The organism is Chryseobacterium sp. PCH239 (assembly GCF_018924625.1).
GTDB classification, from domain to species: domain Bacteria; phylum Bacteroidota; class Bacteroidia; order Flavobacteriales; family Weeksellaceae; genus Chryseobacterium; species Chryseobacterium cucumeris.
Map to the genome: position 1 here is coordinate 3,203,579 of NZ_CP073027.1, position 20,152 is coordinate 3,223,730.

Annotated in this window: 20 protein-coding genes, 2 tRNA genes and 2 pseudogenes; 10 read left to right on the forward strand and 14 right to left on the reverse strand. The window is 36.5% G+C overall.

Translation table 11 applies throughout. The features are described 5' to 3' along the window. Positions 1–45 precede the first annotated feature (45 nt). Positions 46–438, forward strand: coding sequence for a hypothetical protein (locus tag KBP46_RS14805; RefSeq protein ID WP_062672909.1), 393 nt, complete (start codon positions 46–48; stop codon positions 436–438). Between the two features lie 15 nt (positions 439–453). Here KBP46_RS14805 and KBP46_RS14810 read toward each other — a convergent pair whose 3' ends face one another. From KBP46_RS14810 to KBP46_RS14825, 4 genes are all read right to left on the reverse strand, one after another. Then, positions 454–1,344: a ferric siderophore ABC transporter substrate-binding protein gene (locus KBP46_RS14810; RefSeq protein WP_216443577.1), complete on the reverse strand. Its 891-nt coding sequence runs from the start codon at positions 1,342–1,344 to the stop codon at positions 454–456. A gap of 35 nt (positions 1,345–1,379) precedes the next feature. After that, a complete protein-coding gene (locus KBP46_RS14815) occupies positions 1,380–1,778 on the reverse strand; it encodes a biopolymer transporter ExbD (protein WP_062672905.1) in 399 nt (132 codons plus the stop codon). Between the two features lie 12 nt (positions 1,779–1,790). Further along, positions 1,791–2,495 (reverse strand): MotA/TolQ/ExbB proton channel family protein, encoded by a 705-nt coding sequence (locus KBP46_RS14820; protein WP_047426580.1) that lies wholly within the window; start codon positions 2,493–2,495, stop codon positions 1,791–1,793. Between the two features lie 173 nt (positions 2,496–2,668). Continuing rightward, positions 2,669–3,130, reverse strand: coding sequence for a hypothetical protein (locus KBP46_RS14825; protein WP_062672903.1), 462 nt, complete (start codon positions 3,128–3,130; stop codon positions 2,669–2,671). 169 nt (positions 3,131–3,299) lie between these two features. Here KBP46_RS14825 and KBP46_RS14830 point away from each other — a divergent pair, with 169 nt between their 5' ends. From KBP46_RS14830 to KBP46_RS14840, 3 genes and pseudogenes are all read left to right on the forward strand, one after another. After that, entirely contained in the window at positions 3,300–5,096 is a 1,797-nt protein-coding gene (locus KBP46_RS14830) for a DUF885 family protein (RefSeq protein ID WP_062672901.1), read from the forward strand. 8 nt (positions 5,097–5,104) lie between these two features. Next, positions 5,105–5,662, forward strand: coding sequence for a hypothetical protein (locus KBP46_RS14835; RefSeq protein WP_062672900.1), 558 nt, complete (start codon positions 5,105–5,107; stop codon positions 5,660–5,662). An 8-nt stretch (positions 5,663–5,670) separates the two neighbouring features. Beyond that, positions 5,671–6,116, forward strand: a pseudogene (locus KBP46_RS14840) (DinB family protein). Between the two features lie 224 nt (positions 6,117–6,340). On the opposite strand, the gene nth reads toward KBP46_RS14840, so the two are convergent. Then, positions 6,341–6,961 carry an endonuclease III gene (gene nth / locus KBP46_RS14845; RefSeq protein WP_062672899.1) on the reverse strand — a complete coding sequence of 207 codons (621 nt, stop codon included), beginning with the start codon at positions 6,959–6,961 and terminating at the stop codon, positions 6,341–6,343. Between the two features lie 33 nt (positions 6,962–6,994). Between nth and bcp the strand changes: the two are divergent. After that, positions 6,995–7,443, forward strand: a pseudogene (gene bcp, locus KBP46_RS14850) (thioredoxin-dependent thiol peroxidase). 90 nt (positions 7,444–7,533) lie between these two features. Here bcp and KBP46_RS14855 read toward each other — a convergent pair. Genes KBP46_RS14855 through KBP46_RS14875 form a run of 5 tightly spaced genes read right to left on the reverse strand, consistent with a single transcriptional unit; the run spans position 7,534 to position 11,730 of the window. After that, positions 7,534–8,067, reverse strand: a complete 534-nt coding sequence (locus KBP46_RS14855; protein ID WP_120232348.1) for a GNAT family N-acetyltransferase — start codon at positions 8,065–8,067, stop codon at positions 7,534–7,536. Then, positions 8,036–8,698 carry a hypothetical protein gene (locus KBP46_RS14860; protein ID WP_216443578.1) on the reverse strand — a complete coding sequence of 221 codons (663 nt, stop codon included), beginning with the start codon at positions 8,696–8,698 and terminating at the stop codon, positions 8,036–8,038. Before KBP46_RS14860 ends, KBP46_RS14855 begins: the two co-directional genes overlap by 32 nt. Before the next feature lie 32 nt (positions 8,699–8,730). Further along, positions 8,731–9,813, reverse strand: a complete 1,083-nt coding sequence (locus KBP46_RS14865) for a mannose-1-phosphate guanylyltransferase (protein WP_228432360.1) — start codon at positions 9,811–9,813, stop codon at positions 8,731–8,733. Positions 9,814–9,815: 2 nt separating this feature from the next. Continuing rightward, positions 9,816–10,406: a SprT-like domain-containing protein gene (locus KBP46_RS14870; RefSeq protein ID WP_062672894.1), complete on the reverse strand. Its 591-nt coding sequence runs from the start codon at positions 10,404–10,406 to the stop codon at positions 9,816–9,818. A gap of 1 nt (position 10,407) precedes the next feature. After that, complete coding sequence (locus KBP46_RS14875; protein ID WP_062672892.1) at positions 10,408–11,730, reverse strand: TolC family protein; 1,323 nt, start codon at positions 11,728–11,730, stop codon at positions 10,408–10,410. Positions 11,731–11,912: 182 nt separating this feature from the next. Between KBP46_RS14875 and KBP46_RS14880 the strand changes: the two genes are divergently transcribed. The 4 genes from KBP46_RS14880 to KBP46_RS14895 all read left to right on the forward strand — a co-directional run bounded on the left by KBP46_RS14880 (position 11,913) and on the right by KBP46_RS14895 (position 14,624). Further along, positions 11,913–13,157, forward strand: a complete 1,245-nt coding sequence (locus KBP46_RS14880) for a folylpolyglutamate synthase/dihydrofolate synthase family protein (protein ID WP_216443579.1) — start codon at positions 11,913–11,915, stop codon at positions 13,155–13,157. 42 nt (positions 13,158–13,199) lie between these two features. Then, a tRNA-Val gene (locus tag KBP46_RS14885) sits at positions 13,200–13,274 on the forward strand. Positions 13,275–13,307: 33 nt separating this feature from the next. Beyond that, positions 13,308–13,382 (forward strand) — tRNA-Val (locus tag KBP46_RS14890). A gap of 120 nt (positions 13,383–13,502) precedes the next feature. Further along, on the forward strand, positions 13,503–14,624 hold the full coding sequence (locus KBP46_RS14895) for a hypothetical protein (RefSeq protein WP_216443580.1): 1,122 nt from the start codon (positions 13,503–13,505) through the stop codon (positions 14,622–14,624). Here KBP46_RS14895 and KBP46_RS14900 read toward each other — a convergent pair. The 4 genes from KBP46_RS14900 to KBP46_RS23805 are packed head-to-tail and all read right to left on the reverse strand — an operon-like array spanning position 14,614 to position 17,373. Continuing rightward, on the reverse strand, positions 14,614–15,585 hold the full coding sequence (locus KBP46_RS14900) for a glycosyltransferase family 9 protein (RefSeq protein WP_228436783.1): 972 nt from the start codon (positions 15,583–15,585) through the stop codon (positions 14,614–14,616). The two genes, KBP46_RS14895 and KBP46_RS14900, sit on opposite strands and share 11 nt — an antisense overlap. Positions 15,586–15,587: 2 nt before the next feature. Continuing rightward, on the reverse strand, positions 15,588–16,007 hold the full coding sequence (locus KBP46_RS14905) for a SufE family protein (RefSeq protein WP_062672886.1): 420 nt from the start codon (positions 16,005–16,007) through the stop codon (positions 15,588–15,590). Between the two features lie 44 nt (positions 16,008–16,051). Continuing rightward, positions 16,052–17,149, reverse strand: coding sequence for a glycosyltransferase (locus tag KBP46_RS14910; protein WP_216443581.1), 1,098 nt, complete (start codon positions 17,147–17,149; stop codon positions 16,052–16,054). Next, positions 17,149–17,373: a hypothetical protein gene (locus KBP46_RS23805; protein WP_062672881.1), complete on the reverse strand. Its 225-nt coding sequence runs from the start codon at positions 17,371–17,373 to the stop codon at positions 17,149–17,151. Before KBP46_RS23805 ends, KBP46_RS14910 begins: the two co-directional genes overlap by 1 nt. Positions 17,374–17,523: 150 nt before the next feature. Here KBP46_RS23805 and KBP46_RS14915 point away from each other — a divergent pair, with 150 nt between their 5' ends. Further along, positions 17,524–20,058, forward strand: coding sequence for an ATP-dependent Clp protease ATP-binding subunit (locus tag KBP46_RS14915; RefSeq protein WP_216443582.1), 2,535 nt, complete (start codon positions 17,524–17,526; stop codon positions 20,056–20,058). Positions 20,059–20,152: the final 94 nt, after the last annotated feature.

The following is a 20,152-nucleotide window of genomic DNA, read 5'->3' on the forward strand; positions in this document are numbered from 1 at the left end:
AATGCTATTAACTTTAAACATTAAACTTAAAACTTTAAATCCATTATGATCACAGATAAAGAATTCACCTTAAGACTCATCCGCCAATTAACTCAGGCATTAGAAAAATTGATTCTCGACAAACCTGAAGAAAGCTTAATGCAGAAAGAACTGGATTTTGATACGTTGATGAGAGACATTTTCAAGATGAGCTTCACAGAGGTTGCTTCTAAAACCAAGGAAGAAATGATCGCGATTGTGAATGAAAGACAGGAAAGAGATCACAAAGATTATTATGAAATGCTGGGAAATCTATTTTATTTCAATAGCAGACATGATCAGAACAAAGATTTTCAGGATAAAGCCAAGACATTCTACGAGCTTTATCTTCAGACCAGTGGTATTTTTGCACTACCCATTATCAACAGAATAAATGAATTAAAAAAAGCACTTGAATAAAGTGCTTTTGTATTTTTAGAATGTAATTTTATAAGTTCCGGTGGAAGAAGTATTGGCTTTTTCTGCTTTTACATATTTCTTAACCCAGGCCACAGACGTGGATGAGACACAAGGATCTGAAATCCCGCCGGCTCTTCTTGCGGATACTACATTCCCTGCTTTATCTACCGTATAAGCAATAGTAATTGATCCACTTGCTGTACAGCTGTGAGAAGGCTGTGCTCCTCCTCTTCCCATTGTTCCCGGAATATAACCGACTAATTTTCTGTCGATTCCTACTTTACTGTCTCCGTTTCCATCACCGCCTAAAGGATCTCCCGCGTTTCCGATACCATCACCAGTTCCCTGGCTTCCGGCTTTAGTTCCTCTTCCTTTAATCAGGTTGCCTATGGCTGCGGTTCCTTTTCCGTCACCATTTCCTGTTTTTGAATTGGCAGTGGCCGCTCCAGATTTTTTAGTATTTTTTGAAGCACTTGTACTCGTAGCTTCTTTTTTCTCAGCTTTTTTGGATTCCTCTTTTTTAGGAACAGTAGCTTTTGAATTATTTCCTGTAATAACTTTTTCCTTAACCTCTGTTTTCTTTGGTTCGGGAGTAGGAACTGGTTCTGGCTTTATAACTGTTTTTGTTTCCGGAACCGGAGTTTCTGCGGGCTCTGGTGTAACTTCTTCCGTTGCAGCGGCAAGACTTCCAGGCTGTTCAGCTGGTTCTTCAATCCCCTTTCCATTTCTGTTATCACCAAAATTAACCAGCATAGTAGTAACCACTTCAGGATCTTTATCCAGTTCAGGTTTTAATTTATATAGAAAAACAAAAAGCAGAATAGCAGCCCAGATCAGAATAGAAAGCAGTGCGCTCTTTACTCTGTCTTTATTTTCTTCGTTTCTGTTTGCTGTATAGCTTTTCATCTTAAAACGTAATTCTTTCCGGAAATCCGGATATGTTATTTGTCTTTAACGGTTGCAATAGCAATATTAAATTTATGTTTCTCAGCAATTTCCATCACAAAAACAACATCTTTATGCAATGTGTTTTCATCAGCTCTGATCGTAAATGATTTATTGGTCTGGCTGGCTAATTTATCTACAATAATTTGCTCCAGTTCTCCTTTATTGGCAGGATTATCATCTACAAAGAACGAGCCGTCCGGTTTGATGCTTACCGTTAAAGGATTGGGAATATTATCGTCAACTGCTCCGGCTTTCGGCAGATTCACATCAATAGCGCTTTGATTGGCAGCTGAAGAAGTGATCATAAAGAAAATCAGCATCAACAGGATAACGTCTGTCATCGCTGCTAAACTGAATTCCGGATTTGCTTTATTTCTTCTTTGAATTTTCATCGTAAGAAAGATTTATAAAGGTTTGTTGATAAGGTCTAAAAATTCTCCTGACATATTCTGAGCTTTCAGGACAAATTTATCAATCCTTGTCAATAGAATATTATAACAGAAGTTAGCAGGAATTGCTACAGCCAAACCTACAGCGGTCTGCCCTAAAGCGGTATAGATCCCCTCTGAAAGTGTTTTCGGCGAGAAAGATCCTGTTGCGTGGGAAAGATTAAAGAAAGCAATAATCATCCCGATTACCGTACCTAAAAGTCCCAACATGGGTGCAATACTTGGTACTACAGCCAAAAGGTTCAGGTTTTTTTCCATATTGGCAACCTCTACCTGTGCCTGAGATTCCATAGCACTTACAATATCAGAAACAGGACGTCCTAATCTTGAAATTCCTTTTTCTAAAATTCTTCCTTCCGGAGAGTTCTGGGTTTTGCAGTAATCTGCTGCCGCCTCTATTTTTCCTGCCTTGATGAAGTCTTCGATATTGTTCATGAAGTTGGAATCTGTTTTTGATGTAAGCCTTTTGATAAAGAAAAATCTTTCAAAAAACAGGTATAGAGAAAACACTCCCAATAGTAATACAGTGACCATCACTATTTTAGCGAAAGCTCCTCCATGGAACATAATTTTCCAGAATGAGAACTCTAAGTTGTCTGCAGCAACTGCAGGGGTAGCGATTTGTGCAAATAAAATCTGAGAAAGTTCCGTTAACAGCATTAAATGTAAATTTTATTAAATTTCAACGACAAATGTAGGAGAATATTATGAATTGAACTCTTAAAAATTGCTTAAAAACAACTTAAATTTTGTTACAATTTTACAAATAGCAAATTTCTTTCCAAAAAAAAATTTTGAAAAGAAATCTGGTACGAAAAAGATAGAAGCCTATGTTAGTCTTCTCCTACCTCAATTTCATCTTGCTTAAATTCGCATTTTAATCTAAAGGGGATCGGTGTATCTGATCCGGTATAGAAATCATCAATGGTCCCTTTCCAGATGACCTGAAGCTCCCCTTCTTCATTTTTTTCAAAAAGAAGCTCATTATCATAGATGTAGGCATCTTCGTCATCGAAAAGGTCTACTTCTGTATAGGTTTCTTCATCAGAGTCATTGATGATGATGGTTTTTCCTTCTATTTCCGCCGATTCAATAGGAAAATCAAAAACTTCAAGTGAAAGCTGCGGAAAGTTGTACTGTAATGAATCATCATCCACGTGATCCAAACTGTCATCCGTAATCACTTCAACCTCTAAAAAATGTTGCTGGTTGCTGTAAACTGCCTTACAATAAGTATTTCTGATATTGTATTTTAGCGTTTCGTCCGGATGGTAAATTTTTAAAATCCCTTTCATTTTTTCTTAAAAAAGAGCTGTAATAATATGATTGTTAAACGTTTTAGACAAAGATAAAAAATTGATTCAAAGTTGAAAGGATTTTGAAAATAATTTTTTAAAATCAATGCAAACAATAAGTCTGAATCTCCCAATAATACTTATTTTTGTTTTCATAAAGATTCTGAAAATGAAAAACATTTTATCAAAAAGTATTCTAGGATTAGGGTTGGTGATTGGGCTTACTTCCTGCAAAAAATCGGATTCTCCCCTTACAAAAGTGACTCCCAGCAATCTGGATTCTATCGCTTCCAACTATTATGAGCAGTATCTTAAACTATATCCTTTAGATGCTACCGCACAAGGAGATACAAGATATAATGATCAGCTTCCTATCAATATTGATAAAGATTTTATCTCAGGAGAAATTGCTTTCTACAATTCTGTGCAAAAACAACTGGAACATGTAGATTATAAAACCCTTTCTGACGAAGACAAAGTGGTCTATGATGTTTTGGATTATACTTTAAAAGATAAAACTGAGGCCTACGCCTATCATCCGGAATATATTCCTTTTACTCAATTTGGAGGACTTCCGTTAACGTTCCCATTGTATGGAAGCGGGCAGGGTAATCAACCTTTTAAAACAGAAAAAGACTATAGCGACTGGCTGAAAAGAATGGAAAAATTCCCGGAGTGGATGAATGCAGCGGCAGACAACTTCCGTGAGGGAATCAACAATAAGATAGTATTACCTAAAAAACTGGTTATCAAAATGATTCCTCAGATGAAAGCAGAGGAAATTACCACTTCTGACATGGAAAAGAATATTTTCTATGGTCCGATAAGAAATTTTCCGAAAAGCTTCTCTCAGGCTCAGAAAGAAAAATTTTCAGCACTTTATAAAGATGCTATTACCAAAAAGATCATTCCGGCTTATATTAAAATGGGAACATTTTTAGAAAAAGAGTACCTTCCGAAAGCAAGGGATACAGACGGATACAACAGTCTTCCTAACGGAAATGAGATCTACAACTATTATGTAAAAAGCTGGACAACCACTAAGAAATCTCCTGAAGAAATTAATAAGATCGGACTTCAGCAGGTAGCTATGCTTCGTGCAGAAATGGAAAAAGTAAAACAACAGGTAGGTTTTACGGGCACTCTTGAAGAATTTATCACTTTTGTAAAAACGGATCCAAAGGCAATGCCTTATAAAACATCTAAAGAGGTTTTAAATGCATTCAACGGAATCTTAACTAAAATCACTCCGAAGCTGAAAACAATGTTTAATGTAACGCCAAAAACGAAGTTTGAGATCAGACAGACGGAGAAATTCAGAGAGGCAAGTGCCAGCGCAGAATATATGCCGGGAACTCCGGATGGAAAAAGAGCAGGTATATTCTATGTTCCGCTTCCTGACCCTACTAAATTCAATGTTACTTCAGGAATGGAATCTCTTTTCCTTCATGAAGCCATCCCAGGGCATCATTATCAGGTTTCTTTGCAACAGGAGAACACAAAGCTTCCTAAATTTATGAGATTCGGATGGTTAGGAGCTTATGGTGAAGGGTGGGCCCATTATTGTGAGACATTAGGACCTGAATTTGGGTTATACACAGATCCTTATCAAAAAATGGGTTACCTGAGTGATCAGATGCTGAGAGCTGTAAGACTGGTAGTAGATACAGGGCTTCATACAGGAAAAATGTCACGTGAAGAGGCTATCAAATACTTCTTAAGCAATATTTCTTACGACGAGGGATCTGCCACTGCAGAAGTAGAAAGATATATGGCAATGCCGGGACAGGCTTTAGGCTACAAAATAGGATCCTTAAGAATCCGTGAGCTAAGAGAAAAGTATCAGAAAGAACTTGGGAACAAATTCAAGCTGGCAAGCTTCCATGATGAAGTATTAAGCCAGGGATGTCTTCCTTTGGATGTTCTGAACAGAAAAATGGAGCTTTGGGCTAAAAAACAAAAATAGTTTCTTTTATGAGACTATTTTTATTTTTTACCGGTATTTTATTAGTGTTATTGAGCTGTCAAAAGAAGCACAATTTTGAAAATTTTACGGTTGACAAGAGCTTACCTGGCAATGATACTATTCTCCTTCTTTCCAAATATCCGGAACTGAAGCTTTATAACAGTGAAATTGTTGAAAGTGAAACAAGGACAGCACATATTGTTCAGGCTGCAAGTTACTCAGATGGCTTTCGTAAAGGAACATTTTTATTCGATGATTATAAATGCAAAGCTCAGTATCAGAATGATACTCTTACCATCAAACTGAATAACAATAACGGATATTTTGGAAACGGAATTTTGATTAAGGTGTTTAAAAACCACTTTTACATCAAGGATATTGATCCAAAAACCTTAAAAGGTGAGGAAAAATTCATAAAATCTAAAGTTTTTAGTCAGAAACTGATTCTAAATAGTAAACAATTCACCAAAAATGACAGCATTTATGGCTTTATAGATTATAAATGCAGTATTGACAGTTTGGTTGATAAACACTTTAAAGGATATTTTAAAACCATAATACAATAAAAATTGATATGATCACAGAAAGCCTCAAATCTCTTTACAACAGAGATTTAAATAAATTAAAACAGAGCTAGAAGCCTATCAAAACGAAGAAAATCTTTGGAAAGTTGATAAAAACATAGCCAATTCTGCGGGCAACCTGGTTCTTCATCTGGTTGGAAACCTCAACCATTTTATAGGAACGCACCTTGGAAACACAGGATATGTAAGACAGCGTGACCTGGAGTTTTCATTAAAAGATGTTCCAAGAGCTGAACTTATTGAAAAAATAGAGGCAACTACAACAATGATAGATTCTACTCTTTCTCAATTATCAGAAGACGACCTGAAAAAAGAATACCCACTGGTTGTTTTTGAAAATAAAATGACTACAGATTACTTCCTGATTCATCTGATTGCTCATCTGGACTATCATTTGGGACAGATTAATTACCACAGAAGGTTGTTGGAATATTAAATCATGTCCTTTATCTCACATGATGTTTTTAAACCATGTCAAGGTTCAGAACCTTGACATGGTTTATTTAGCGACCACAAAGTAATTGTTGCGTTTTCTATCAGTTCGCATAGATCTTTCACTCAGTCAGGGCAATATTGCTTTTGCTAAACGAAGTGTCTTCGCGAGCTATTTCAACGTGGTTTTTATAAAGCCTTAGCGGACATAGTGGCAAAATAATTGAATTATTTTTCAAACATCATTTTCGTAATAAAATCCTTCTCTCCTTTTCCTCTTGCCGGAGAATATTCTCTTCCATAGAAAATAATCTGAAGGTGAAGTTTATTCCATACTTCTTCAGGGAATAATTTTTTGGCGTCACGTTCTGTTTCCACCACATTTTTTCCGGAAGTAAGTTTCCACTGCGTCATCAGACGGTGAATATGGGTATCCACAGGAAAAGCAGGAAATCCGAAACCCTGACTCATTACTACTGATGCCGTTTTGTGCCCTACGCCCGGAAGAGCTTCCAATTCTTCATAAGTCTGGGGAACAATACCATTATGTCTTTCTAACAGAAGTTCGGCCATTTTCTTCAGGTTTTTGGCTTTCGTATTAGATAATCCTATTTCTTTGATTAGTTCTTTGATTTCAAATTCTTCCAGCTTAGCCATTCTTTGCGGTGTTCCTGCTACCGCAAAAAGTTCGGGAGTAACCTGATTTACTTTTTTATCTGTAGTTTGTGCAGAAAGTGCTACGGCAACCATCAATGTATAGGGATCAGTGTGATCTAACGGAATAGGTGTAGTGGGATATAATTTTTCCAGTTCTATCTGAACGAGCTCAGCTCTTTGTTTTTTTGTCATGTATGCCTTAAATTTGAACAAAATTAAATCATTATGCTGAAAGTTGGAGATAAATTACCTGAATTTGAAGGATTCAATCAAGACGGAGAAACAGTAACCTCATCAAAATTAATTGGAAAAAAACTGGTCGTTTTCTTCTATCCGCAAGCGAATACACCAACCTGTACAGTGGAAGCCTGCAACCTTAGTGATAATTATACTAAGCTTAAAAAAGCAGGATTTCAATTATTGGGAATAAGCGGTGACTCTGTAAAAAGCAAAAGAATTTCCACAGCAAGTTTGCTTTTCCTTATGATCTTATTGCAGATGAAAACCGTAATATCATTGAAAAATTCGGGGTATGGCAGGAGAAAAAAACGTTTGGAAAAACCTATATGGGAATTGTAAGAACCACTTTTATTTTCGATGAAAATGGTATTTGTACAAGAGTGATTGAAAAAGTAACTTCAAAGACTGCTGCTGAACAGATTCTGGAGGGATAACTTTCTTAAAACACAGATATCACAAATATTTTCACAAATAACCCAGATACATTATTGTGCTATTTGTGAAAATATTTTTTTATAGATTTATTATTCGGTTTCGTAATAGTTGAGTTCTTCGGTTTCGCCTGGAAGTATGACGTGTTTTTTAAACCTCAAACCTAATTTTTCAATCAGCTTTTGGGAAGAAATATTATCCTTTGAAATAATGGCTGATATTTTTGTTAATCCGAAATCATCCATTCCGATCGATTTAACCTTCTGAGCTGCCTCAAAAGCATAGCCCTTACCTTCGAACTCTTCCAACAGAGAATATCCGATATCCACAATATCAAGTCCTTCCCTTTCGAAGATTCCTACCGCACCTACTTTTTCATTTCCATCTTTGGTTATTAAAATATAATTTCCAAATCCCAGCCTTTCAATCTGTGGGGCAAATCTGTTTAAGATGTAATTTTCAGCATCTTCAATGGAATTTACATTGCGGTTGCCAATATGTTGAATGAATTTTGGCCTGTTATAAAGTTCAAAGACAAAATCTTTGTCTTCACGGGACATAGGGCGAAGGATCAATCGTTCAGTCTCATAGGTATTATTTGCGCTTGGGTGTTTTTTTGGGCTCATCTTTCTTTGGTTCTTCTTTTTTTTCGATTTTTAAAAGTCTCGGGTTATTAGCACATTTTTTATTGTAAAGCTCAATATAAGTTCCATTGTCTTTAACATTGTTTACAGCACCTGTAGATTTATTGAGTGTTACTGTATAATGTGTTTTCTGGTATGGACATTCCTTTGAGGTGAGCTTTCCAAGGTCCAGATAGTAATTCGACTTATCTTCATGATAATTACCCGCAAGGTCCTTAAACTCTTCATCTATCATATATCCGTCAGCGGCTAATACAACAGCTGCTTCCTGAGCATTATCAATTCTATCTACAAACTTCTTCAATCCTTCGACATCCGTAACGTAATTTACTTTACCTCCTTCCGAATAAGCGATATAATAAAAGCTGTCTTCACTAGGGAAAAGATTGAATCCTGAGAATTGAGGAGTATAATTTACCTTACCCGAAATCTTTATTTCCTGACCTTTCCCATAGCTGTTGTACACCAACACCCATGAATCCACCCTATTACCGGGGTTGATCTGCTGTAAAATAGCAGGAATGCTTGAAAACTTTTTCTTCTCCTGAGCAAATCCTAAGACTCCCAAAAGTGAAAATATAACAATTGTAAATCGGGTTGCAGTTTTAATCATAATTTAAAAATCAGCAGAAAATATACCAAATATTACATAAACTTCTCGCCCTTTTTAAAGTTTTTTAAGTCAAGAACATAATCTTTAATGAGCTGATCATTATCCCTTGGGCAGATAAGAAGCGCTTTATCTGTATCTACAACAATGTAGTTTTCAAGGCCGTCAATAATCACTGCCTTGTTATTATTCTTTAAGCGGATGATATTCCCTTTTGAATTATAAGAAAGTAAATGTTTCAGTTTTACAGCGTTTCCGTTTTTATCTTTTTCTGTATTTTCATAGACGGAAGTCCATGTACCTAGATCACTCCATCCTAAATCTGAAGGAATCACGTAAACATTCTTTGCCTTTTCTAAAATCCCGTTATCAATGGAGATTTTCTGAACCTTCGGATAAATGGTTTCAATACAGCTGTTTTCTTTTTCGGAGTTATACTCACAAGCCATAAAATGCTGCATCATCTCAGGAAGATAGAGATCAAAAGCATGGTGAATACTTTTCACATTCCATACAAAAATTCCTGCATTCCAAAGGAAATCACCACTTTCCAAAAAGCTTTGGGCGATTTCAAGAATAGGTTTTTCTGTGAATGTTTTTACTTTAAAATATTCTGATCCTTTTTTCTCTACAAACTGAATATAGCCATAACCGGTGTCGGGTCTTGTTGGAGTTATTCCTAATGTTACCAGATAATCATGCTGTGAAGCCACCTCAAATGCCAGCTCTACTTTTTCCAGAAATACGTCCTCTTTAAGGATCAGATGATCTGCCGGCAATACAATCATTGTTGCATCCGGATTGATCTCAGCAATTTTGTTAGCCATATACAGATTACAAGCTGCTGTATTCTTCATCAACGGCTCACCCACAATATTCTCTTCAGGAATTTCCGGAAGCTGCTGATGGGAAACAGGAACATATTCCTTATTCGTAATCACGAATATCTGCTCTTTAGGAATTACCTTGCTGATTCGGTCATAGGTCTGCTGAATCATTGTGCGTCCGGTTCCTAAAATATCCTGAAACTGTTTTGGAAATTTCTGCGTGCTCATAGGCCAGAACCGACTCCCGATTCCCCCGGCCATTATAACGCAGTATCTATCTGATTTTAACATTCTTAGCTACATTTTTCTACCCTCGCTAAAGGCTTGAAAGAATACTTCCTTCCAGTAGCCAGGTTCTTACAAAGATAGTTTTTTTTAACCAGACCTTCTAATAAATACTTTTCGTTGCGATAGATAAAAAATTCTCCCTTTTTAAGTTCCTCGATAAATAGAAGAGTATCATCCTGTTTTTCAGTATGGAAATACCTTACCAGATCAGGGCTTGCCATGAAATTGGCTTTTGGCGATTTTGAAAATTTTATAATGATAGGTTTGAGTTCTTCATCATAAATTTCAAGGCTTTCCAGAAGCATATTTCTGAAAGTTTCTTTCCATTCATTACCGTGGGGAGAGATTCTTCGCCCATATTTTTCGAAAGCAATCAGATGAGCAAGCTCATGAGTGAGTACAAAGAAAAAAAGCTGTGGGGTAAGGGTAGAATTTACCGTAATTTCATGAGAATTATCCGGAAGTTTTCTGTAATCTCCCAGCTTTGAATTTCTGTTTCTTGTTACTTTTATATGTATATAGTAATCTGCAAACCAGACTCTTAAATATCTAAGTGTATTTTGAGGTAAGTATTTTTCTAATGATTGAATTGGCATTTTACAAACTTAATGGAATTCCTGCATAGAAATTCAATAGTTTAAGACTAAAAAGATAATTATATTTTGCTTGCGCTACTGATCCTTGTGCATTTGCATAATTATTTCTCGCCACATTAACGTCGTAGATAGTGGTTCTTCCGGCAGCATAACTTTTATCGGCAAAATCAAGAGCCAGTTTTGAGCTTTTTTCAGCTTCCACTGCAGCCAGATAGGTTTCATAATTGGCATCAGCATCAAACTGAGCTTTCTGTACGTTTTGTCTTACCGTCTGTTTCTGTTGTTCCAAGGAATTCTTGGCTAAACTTTCATTTATTTTAGACTGTTCTACCTGAAGTTTTGTTTTCCCTTTATTGAAAATAGGAATATTCAGTGATAGCCCCACGTTTTGTCCGAACTGATCTTTATATTGTTCAAAAAAAGTTCCCTGTACAGTACCTGGCATAGGATCAAATTGTCTGTTATAGAAAGTATTAAGACCAGCGCTCGCTGTTAATGTAGGCCAGTATGCAGTTTTGCTTACTTCCGTTTGTGCCTCGGCAGATCTTATACGGCTTTCCGCTGCTTTTATCTGAGGCTGTATCTCATACGCAGTGGTAAGCACTTCATCCGCGGTAGTAAGCTGTAAATCAAGCTTTTCAGGAATATTTACATCTTCCACATCAAAACCTTTATAATCTGAAAGCTGTAAAAGCTGAACGATGGCAAACAAAGCACGTCCAACGTTTACTTCTGCAGTTTTAAGGTTTTGTTTTTCTCTTGCCAATGCAGCTTCAGCCTCTGCCAGAACCGTCTGGGCTGTTGTTCCAACCTGAGTTGTGATTTTAGCTCTGTCAAACTGTTTCTGCGCATTATCCACGGCACTCTGAGAGATTTTAACAATCTCTTTATTCAACAAAGTAGTCAGATATTGCTGAGCGATCTGAAGAGAAATATCATTTTTAATGGTTTCAATGTCATATTGGCTTGCTTCTACATCAAACTGGGCTTTTCTTACATTTTTCTCTAACCTTCCATTATTATAGAGCAAAATATCAGCACCCAGACCAATACTGTTATTGAATCTATCGTTTCTAAAGCTTCCTGCTCCTAATGAGCCTTGCCCGAAACTTACCCCATTCGTCATACTCCCCGATACTGATGGTAAATATTCTTTTTGGGCTGCTTTAAGATTATATTCCTGGTTTTGTTTGTTATACTGATTTTGGATAACCTGAAGATTATGCTCCACTGCATAGCTTACACATTCTTTTAAGGACCATTTTTTCTGAGCGCTTAAACCCAGATAACCTAATCCAAAAACGATGATCCAAACTTTTTTCATATTCTATATGTTTATTTGTTTTTAATGGTCATATGGAATCGTGTTATCTTCATAAGTACTATACCATGTAAATCACAACGATTTCATATTAAGATTTTTCAATATTAGACGAATTAAATATAAAAAGTTACAGATTGAAAAATTATATTTTATTTTAAAAAAACTTTTGGGAATTTTGCACCATGACAAATGAACAATATCAGGAAGCTATCGACTGGCTTTTCGTACAGATGCCCAACTATCAGATAGATGGACAGAAGGCTTATAAACCTGGGCTTGATAACATTACAAAGCTTTGTGCTTTCTTTGGAAATCCTCAGGATAAAATAAAATGTATTCACATTGGCGGTACCAATGGAAAAGGTTCTTCAAGCAATATGCTGGCATCGGTTCTTCACGAAGCCGGTTATAAAACAGGATTATACAATTCTCCACACCTTATAGACTTCACAGAGCGCATAAAGGTGAATGGAAAAAATTGTAATAAAGAATTTGTCTTTGATTTTATTCAAAAACTGAAAACGATTCCGGAAGACATCCGTCCCTCTTTCTTCGAGTTTACGACCATCATGGCTTTTGAATATTTTTATCAGCAGCAGGTAGATTTTGCCATTATTGAAGTAGGATTGGGAGGAAGACTGGATTCAACAAATATTATCAAACCGTTGATTTCGGCCATTACTAATGTTCAGCTGGATCATCAGAATATTCTTGGAGATACCATCGAAGAAATTGCATCAGAGAAGGCTGGAATTATTAAACAATATATCCCGATTATTTCCGGTGACGAGAATGAAGCCGTTAGAAATATCATTCAGGATAAAGCAACGAAAGAAAATGCTCCATTTATAGATGCTACTCTTATAAATACCAACCTTGAATCTGATCTCAAAGGGAATTACCAGAAGAAAAATATCAGAATTGTATTGGCCGCTGTAGAAGAATTAAGAAAGCTTAAAGTAAATATTTCTGATGAAGCATTGGAAAAAGGACTTCTCCATGTTCACCAAAATACAGGATTTATTGGCCGTTGGTTCGAGTTTTCACAACATCCACTTACGATTTGTGACACGGGTCACAATCAGGCAGGTCTGGAGTATGTTTTTTCACAATTAAATTCAATTAACAGACACAAGCATGTTATTTTGGGGTTTGTGAATGACAAAAAAATAGATGATGTAATGAAATTACTTCCTGAAAATTCTGAGTTCTATTTTGCAAAACCATCCATCAACAGGGGAAGACATCCCGAAGATTACGAAAATCTGCTCCAGGAGGCGAAAATTTTTTATAAAATTTTTGATTCCGTGCAGGAAGCGTATCTCTCTGCAAAAGAACGATGTACAAAAGAAGAAATGATTTTTATTGGCGGAAGCAACTTTGTAGTGGGAGATTTTTTAGAAAAAAATTTGGAGATTAAAGAATAAGTCGTATATTTGCACCACTCTAAACAAGAGAACAAGTCTAGAGGGTTCTTAGCTCAGTTGGTTCAGAGCATCTGGTTTACACCCAGAGGGTCGGGGGTTCGAATCCCTCAGGACCCACAGAAAAGGAAACGAAACCTTTCAAAAAAATTCGGGTTCTTAGCTCAGTTGGTTCAGAGCATCTGGTTTACACCCAGAGGGTCGGGGGTTCGAATCCCTCAGGACCCACAAAAAATCTCTCAGATTTCTGGGAGATTTTTTTATTTTACCCCTAAGCAATTTATAAAGCTTCTCCTCCACTTTTCCTTATATTTATCTACCTTTGCCTTCACTTGAATTTCGCTTGCTGTGAATAAACTTCATCTTATATCATTTAATTATCCCTACCCTCCTTCCTATGGTGGAATTATTGATGTGTATTATAAAGTTAAGGCATTATCTGATCTGGGAATAAAGATTCACCTACATTGTTTTGTAGATCAAATACCTCATAAGATTGATCCGGAAGTCAAAGAGATGACAGAAAATGTGTTTTTTTATCAAAAGAAAAAGAATCCACTTCTCTATTTCTCCGGAACACCTTTCGCTGCTGCCATCAGAGATTCTGAAACCCTACTTAAAAATCTGGAGAAGCACAAAGCTCCTATCTTGTTCGAAGGCTTGCAAACAACCCATATTATACGGTTTTTGAAGGATAACAGACACCAACTCTACCTCCGTCATCACAATAACGAATCAGAGTATTATAAAGGCCTCTCTGTGTCTGAGAAGAACCCATTTAAAAAGATTATTTACAAAATTGAAGCTGTGAAGTATTCCGGATATCAGAAAAAACTTTTAAAGAAATTTGAAGCTGTATTCTGCTTATCTGAAAAGGAATATAATGAAGTACAAACTTATTCGGAAAATGCACACCTGATTCATATCTTTCACGGTAATGAATCGGTAAAGGAACTGGATCAAAAAGGAAAGTATTTTCTATTTCATGGAGATCTCACCACTGCAGACAATAAAAGAGCATTAAATGAGACTATCGGTTTATTTAAAACGCTTCCGCAATATAAACTGATTGTTGCTTCCGATCGTGCCAATGAAGAGATTAAAAACAAAATCTCAGAAGTTGAAAATATCAGCCTTACTCCTATACAAACCACAGAAAATCTTTACCGCCTTCTGAAAGATGCTCATGCCAATATTTTGATTTCTTACCAGAATTCCGGAACAAAGGTGAAACTTTTTAATACGCTTTACAACAGCCGTTTCGTGATTATTAACGGGAATATTACAGATGATCCGGTTTTAACAAATTTATGCCTGTATGGCGATGATATGAGCCAAATCCGTCAACAGATTATCTCCTCAGCTGGAAAGGACTATCATGATACTGAAAAGAGAAAGGAAGTCTTAGAAAAAAACCATTCTGATAAAGCCAAAGCTAATGAGATAGTTAGGATTATTTTTAAAAATTAATCCTGTCCACCACTTTCTGAATATTAAACTCTTCAAGGCAAGCCCAGTCACCTCTGTAGCATTCTTTATCTCCAAAGACAGAACATGGTCTGCAGCTCAGGTCTTCCACCTGAACAACATCTTCTTCGCTTTGCCCGAATCCTAAAAAGCCGGCATAAGGATGAGTAGCACCCCAAATAGAAACACATCGCGTTCCTACAAGACTTGCGAGGTGCATATTGGCAGAATCCATGGATATCATCAGTTCAAGCCCGGCAATATAATTGAGTTCTTCCGTAAGATTTAATGTTCCGGCAAGGTTTTTTGTATTAGGAATCTCTTCTGCCCATTTTTCGAGAGTTTCCGTTTCTTTTTTACCTCCTCCAAAGAAATATACAGTATGTTTCTGAGCCAAAATTCTTACCAACTCATAGGATTTTTCCAAAGGGAGCATTTTTCCTTTATGCTGGGCAAAAGGAGCAAATCCAATTCCAGATTTTTGTTCTGAAACCGGTCTTAATTGATGAGAAAGTTCAACTTTGAATCCCATTTCACGAAAAACGTCAGCGTAACGTTCCACTGTTTTTTTCAGCTGCATCTTTTCCAGATTCCAGACATCCGTAAGATGTTCTTTTTCCTCTTTACCTTTATTAATTTTAAAGACCTTAAGTCCCTTTCTTCTATATATTCTGTCTAAAACTTTGGTTCGGATTACATCATGGAGGTTGGCAATACAATCAGGATTAAACTCACGAATCAGTTCATTACTTAGTTTTCTCAATCCAAAAAGACCTTTGTAGTCATCCAGATCAATCCCCTTAAAAGTTACATTGGAAATTCCAGCAAACAACGCCTCAAAATTTTTCCTGGAGACCATAATAATTTCCACACCGGGGTTCTGCTCCAGAAATTCTCTGAAAACAGGTACGGTCATCGCAACATCTCCGAATGCGGAAAAACGATATGCTAAAATTCTGGTCACGGTTATGATTTCAGTTGGTAAGCAACTGCATAAAACTTGATCTGCTTTGTCATCGCCATAAGCCCGTTAGCTCTGGAAGGTGAAAGAAATTCCTGTAGTCCTATTTCTCCGATAAAATCAAAATCAGAATCCAGGATTTCCTGAGTGGAATGTCCACTGTAAATACTTACTAAAAGAGAAACGATCCCTTTTGGTAGAATACCATCAGAATCTGCATTAAAGAAAAGTTTCCCGTCTTTAAATTCAGCATCAATCCAAACTTTGCTCTGGCAGCCTTTAATCAGATTTTCTTCTGTTTTCTTATCTTCAGCCAAGCCTTTCAGTTCTTTTCCAAGATCAATGATGTACTCATACTTTTGCTCCCAATCTTCAAGAAAAGCGAATTCATCTATTATTTCCTGCTGTTTTTCTTTAATGGTCATTTTAAATCAAATTTCTTTTGCAAAGATAACCAATTTTGTAAAAATTATTTACAGGATGCTTTTTCAAAAAGTTGGAGGATTTTTGTCTCTTCATTCTCCCAGCAAAATACATCTGCTGCCTTATTTAATTCGCTCTGATAATACTGTCTTCCTCTCTGAAGAACAAGATTGATTGCTTTTTCAATGGTTTCAGGCTGATGATCCGGAATAACTTCTCCTACATTAAATTGATTTTTTATCCTTTGCATTTCCGGAAAATTAATCATCACAAGCGGTACTCTCGATTGGATATAGTCACAAACCTTATTAGGAAGTGAATAATAGTAGCTTACTCCATTATTTTCTTCGAGACTGAATCCTGCATCAGCGGTTTTTGTTATTTCCCTGAGATTTTCCGGTTTCAGCTTACCCAGAAAAAAGACTTTATCCTGAAGTTTCTCCTGAATAACAAGTTCTTCGTATTCTTTTTTCTTCGGTCCGTCACCAGCAATTTTCAGAACAGCACCTTTAATGTGGTGCATGGCAAGAATCATCTTTTCTATTCCTCTGGATTGATTGATGGCCCCCTGATACAAAATAATTTTAGGATGATTTTCCGGAATTTCGGGAGCAGAAAGAATTTTTCTCGGAATATTTCTAACCACTACCGGATTGACATTATACTGTTCATGAAACCATTCGGCATAGCTTTCACTTTCTGTCATCATCAGTTCCATATGAGGCACCAGCTTTCTTTCAAGTACTCTCCAGAACTTCTGAGAAAACCTGTTTTGAACCGATGGCATTTCTGTGAAAATTTCATGACTGTCAAAGACTAACGGAATATTCAGTTTTCTGGCAATGAGATAATTTGGCAGAAGTGCATCAATGTCATTGGCATGGAGAATCGTATCTTTGTCCGCTTTTTTCTTCAGTTCTTTGTATAATTTCCAGTTGAATTCAAAATAAGCGGTCTTAAGGCTTTTAGACTTCAATCCTATTCTGGAAAAGGGATAAGGGCGTTCCATTTTTTCATTTCCTTCCCAGTCGTTACCAATCAGATCTATGGAATACCCGTTATCAAAAAGGGTTTTGCACACCTTCTCTATCCGTTGGTCAGTATACAGATTACTAAAAGCAGAAGTAATAATTTTTTTCCTCATCAATCTTTCTTGTCTAGTATTAAATAATAGATTTGAATGAAACAAATAAGCCCGTTTGGTATGATAACCGGCCAAAGCATTCCATTAAAGATACCATAAATGACAAAACAAATACAGCCAATCATGTTAACCACTCTGATTTTTTTTACATCTTTCAGTATGAAACTCAATACGATAAAAAGAGAAGCAGAATAGCCAATGTAAGTGGTAAGTTCAGAATTCATGGGGAAAATTTAAGGTTACAAACTTAATCATTTTCAATAAGATAATAAATTTTTTTCTGCCATAAAGTCATTAATTGATTTTTGGTAAAATATTTGTAATTTAGATAATGAATAAAAGGTAATGTTGCCTTTGTTCTAATGAGATATATTATGGATTATAAGTTTTCACAAGGTTTGAGCCAGGTGTTCAAACAAAGCAAAAGCGAAGCTAAAAGGCTCAAAAGTGAATTTCTTAATACAGAACATCTACTTTTAGGTATTATAAAAACGGAAAACTCTGCAAAAGAAATCCTTCAAAACCTTAATGCGGATTTAACACAAATCAGAAGAAAAATTGAAACTTTAAATACAGCAAGTCTTAATCCTATTTCTGAAGAGGTTACCAATATTTCTTTCACTAAGATGGCAGACCATGCTATTAAACGTGCAGAGTTAGAATGCCGACAGTATAAAAGCAATGAAATTAATACCGTTCACCTGCTTTTAGGTATTCTTTATAAATATGAAGATCCTACTTCAAATATTCTGGGAGCTTATGACATCGACTATGAAGGAGTTTCAAGAGAATACCAGACTATGCTTAAAAATTCAGGACAGTCTCCTCAGATGAGTGCTTACGATGATGATGATGAGAGAGAAGAATTTGAGCAAATGAGAAAGCCTACAGGAAATCTAGGTTCTGCAAAAAGTAAAACGCCTACATTGGACAACTTTGGTAGAGACCTTACTTCTTTGGCAAGGGATGGAAAACTGGACCCGGTGATTGGCCGTGAAAAAGAAATTGAGAGAGTTTCTCAGATTTTATCACGTAGAAAGAAAAACAACCCTCTTCTTATCGGGGAGCCTGGAGTTGGTAAATCTGCCATTGCTGAAGGGTTAGCACTAAGAATTCAACAGAAAAAAGTGTCGAGAGTTCTTTACGGAAAACGTGTGATCACTTTAGATCTGGCAAGTTTAGTTGCCGGAACTAAATACCGTGGTCAGTTTGAGGAAAGAATGAAGGCCATCATGACAGAGCTGGAGAAAAACAGAGATGTCATCCTATTTATTGATGAGCTTCATACGATTGTAGGAGCTGGAAGTTCTACAGGAAGTTTAGATGCTTCCAATATGTTCAAACCGGCTTTGGCAAGAGGTGAAATTCAATGCATCGGGGCAACTACCCTGGATGAATACCGTCAGTATATTGAAAAAGACGGAGCTTTAGAAAGAAGATTCCAGAAAGTAATGGTGGAACCTACTTCTATTGATGAAACCGTACAGATCTTGAATCAGATCAAAGATAAATATGAGGAACATCATAATGTAATCTATACTCCGGAAGCGATTCTGGCTTGTGTCAATCTGACATCGAGATATATTACAGACCGTTTCTTACCAGACAAAGCTATTGATGCGATGGACGAAGCCGGATCACGTGTTTATATCAAAAACATGAAAGTTCCTACAGAAATCATTGATTTTGAAAAGAAGATCGAAGATATCAAAGAACTGAAACAGAAGGCTGTAAAAGCTCAGGATTACCTTGAAGCAAGAAAGCTGAAAGATGAAGAGGAACGTCTTCAGATGGAACTTAACTCGGCTCAGGAAAAATGGGATAAAGATGTAAAAGAGAAAAAAGAAACCGTAACAGAAGAAAATGTAGCGGAAGTGGTTTCTATGATGAGCGGAGTTCCTGTGACGAAAGTTGGTAAGAACGAGCTTGACAAACTTGCCCAAATGGATGAGAAACTGAACGGAAAAGTAATCGGTCAGGAAGATGCTGTGAAGAAAGTTGTTAAAGCTATTCAAAGAAACAGAGCAGGTCTTAAAGATCCTAACCGCCCTATCGGTACCTTTATTTTCCTTGGAACAACCGGGGTTGGTAAAACCGAATTGGCAAAAGTAATGGCAAGAGAGCTATTCGAATCCGATGAATCTCTGATCAGAATTGACATGAGTGAATACATGGAGAAATTCGCTGTTTCAAGACTAGTAGGTGCGCCTCCGGGATATGTAGGATACGAAGAAGGTGGTCAGTTAACGGAAGCTGTAAGAAGAAAACCTTATGCAGTAGTTCTTTTGGATGAGATTGAAAAAGCTCACCCGGATGTATTCAATATTCTGTTGCAGATTTTGGATGAAGGACACGTTACAGACAGTTTAGGAAGAAAAATTGATTTTAGAAATACCATCATTATTCTGACTTCAAACATCGGAACAAGAGATCTTAAAGACTTTGGAGACGGTGTAGGATTCGGAACTTCTGCGAAGAAAACAACTTCAGATTCAAGAGCAAGAAGCACGATTGAAAATGCCCTTAAAAAAGCATTTGCACCGGAATTCTTAAACAGAATTGATGATATTGTGATCTTCAACTCTCTTGTACAGGATGATATCAAGAAAATCATTGATATTGAACTGAACAAGCTTTATGGCAGACTTGAAAAATTAGGATATAAAGTAGATCTTACTGAAGAAGCAAAAGACTTTATTTCTGAAAAAGGATGGGATAAAGATTTCGGAGCAAGACCATTGAAACGTGCCATCCAGAAATATATTGAGGACTTATTGGCAGAAATGCTGGTAAACAAGCAATTGAGCGAAGGAGAAACTGTAGTTCTTGATCTTAATGAAGCAAAAGACGGGCTGATCGGGAAAACACAGAAAGCGAAAAAATCGGCTGAAAAGTCTTCTCAATCTTAAATAAATAATTTAATTTCAAATAGAAAATCCCCGGGAAGTTTCCCGGGGATTTTTGTTTTATAAGCTTGGCTAAAGCCGAATGAATTTTGGTTTC

Coding starts and splice junctions, on each gene's coding strand:
- KBP46_RS14805 (WP_062672909.1), top strand. CDS start 46: ATGATCACAGATAAAGAATTCACCTTAAGACTCATCCGCCAATTAACT.
- KBP46_RS14810 (WP_216443577.1), bottom strand. CDS start 1,344: ATGAAAAGCTATACAGCAAACAGAAACGAAGAAAATAAAGACAGAGTA.
- KBP46_RS14815 (WP_062672905.1), bottom strand. CDS start 1,778: ATGAAAATTCAAAGAAGAAATAAAGCAAATCCGGAATTCAGTTTAGCA.
- KBP46_RS14820 (WP_047426580.1), bottom strand. CDS start 2,495: ATGCTGTTAACGGAACTTTCTCAGATTTTATTTGCACAAATCGCTACC.
- KBP46_RS14825 (WP_062672903.1), bottom strand. CDS start 3,130: ATGAAAGGGATTTTAAAAATTTACCATCCGGACGAAACGCTAAAATAC.
- KBP46_RS14830 (WP_062672901.1), top strand. CDS start 3,300: ATGAAAAACATTTTATCAAAAAGTATTCTAGGATTAGGGTTGGTGATT.
- KBP46_RS14835 (WP_062672900.1), top strand. CDS start 5,105: ATGAGACTATTTTTATTTTTTACCGGTATTTTATTAGTGTTATTGAGC.
- nth (WP_062672899.1), bottom strand. CDS start 6,961: ATGACAAAAAAACAAAGAGCTGAGCTCGTTCAGATAGAACTGGAAAAA.
- KBP46_RS14855 (WP_120232348.1), bottom strand. CDS start 8,067: ATGAGCCCAAAAAAACACCCAAGCGCAAATAATACCTATGAGACTGAA.
- KBP46_RS14860 (WP_216443578.1), bottom strand. CDS start 8,698: ATGATTAAAACTGCAACCCGATTTACAATTGTTATATTTTCACTTTTG.
- KBP46_RS14865 (WP_228432360.1), bottom strand. CDS start 9,813: ATGTTAAAATCAGATAGATACTGCGTTATAATGGCCGGGGGAATCGGG.
- KBP46_RS14870 (WP_062672894.1), bottom strand. CDS start 10,406: ATGCCAATTCAATCATTAGAAAAATACTTACCTCAAAATACACTTAGA.
- KBP46_RS14875 (WP_062672892.1), bottom strand. CDS start 11,730: ATGAAAAAAGTTTGGATCATCGTTTTTGGATTAGGTTATCTGGGTTTA.
- KBP46_RS14880 (WP_216443579.1), top strand. CDS start 11,913: ATGACAAATGAACAATATCAGGAAGCTATCGACTGGCTTTTCGTACAG.
- KBP46_RS14905 (WP_062672886.1), bottom strand. CDS start 16,007: ATGACCATTAAAGAAAAACAGCAGGAAATAATAGATGAATTCGCTTTT.
- KBP46_RS14910 (WP_216443581.1), bottom strand. CDS start 17,149: ATGAGGAAAAAAATTATTACTTCTGCTTTTAGTAATCTGTATACTGAC.
- KBP46_RS23805 (WP_062672881.1), bottom strand. CDS start 17,373: ATGAATTCTGAACTTACCACTTACATTGGCTATTCTGCTTCTCTTTTT.
- KBP46_RS14915 (WP_216443582.1), top strand. CDS start 17,524: ATGGATTATAAGTTTTCACAAGGTTTGAGCCAGGTGTTCAAACAAAGC.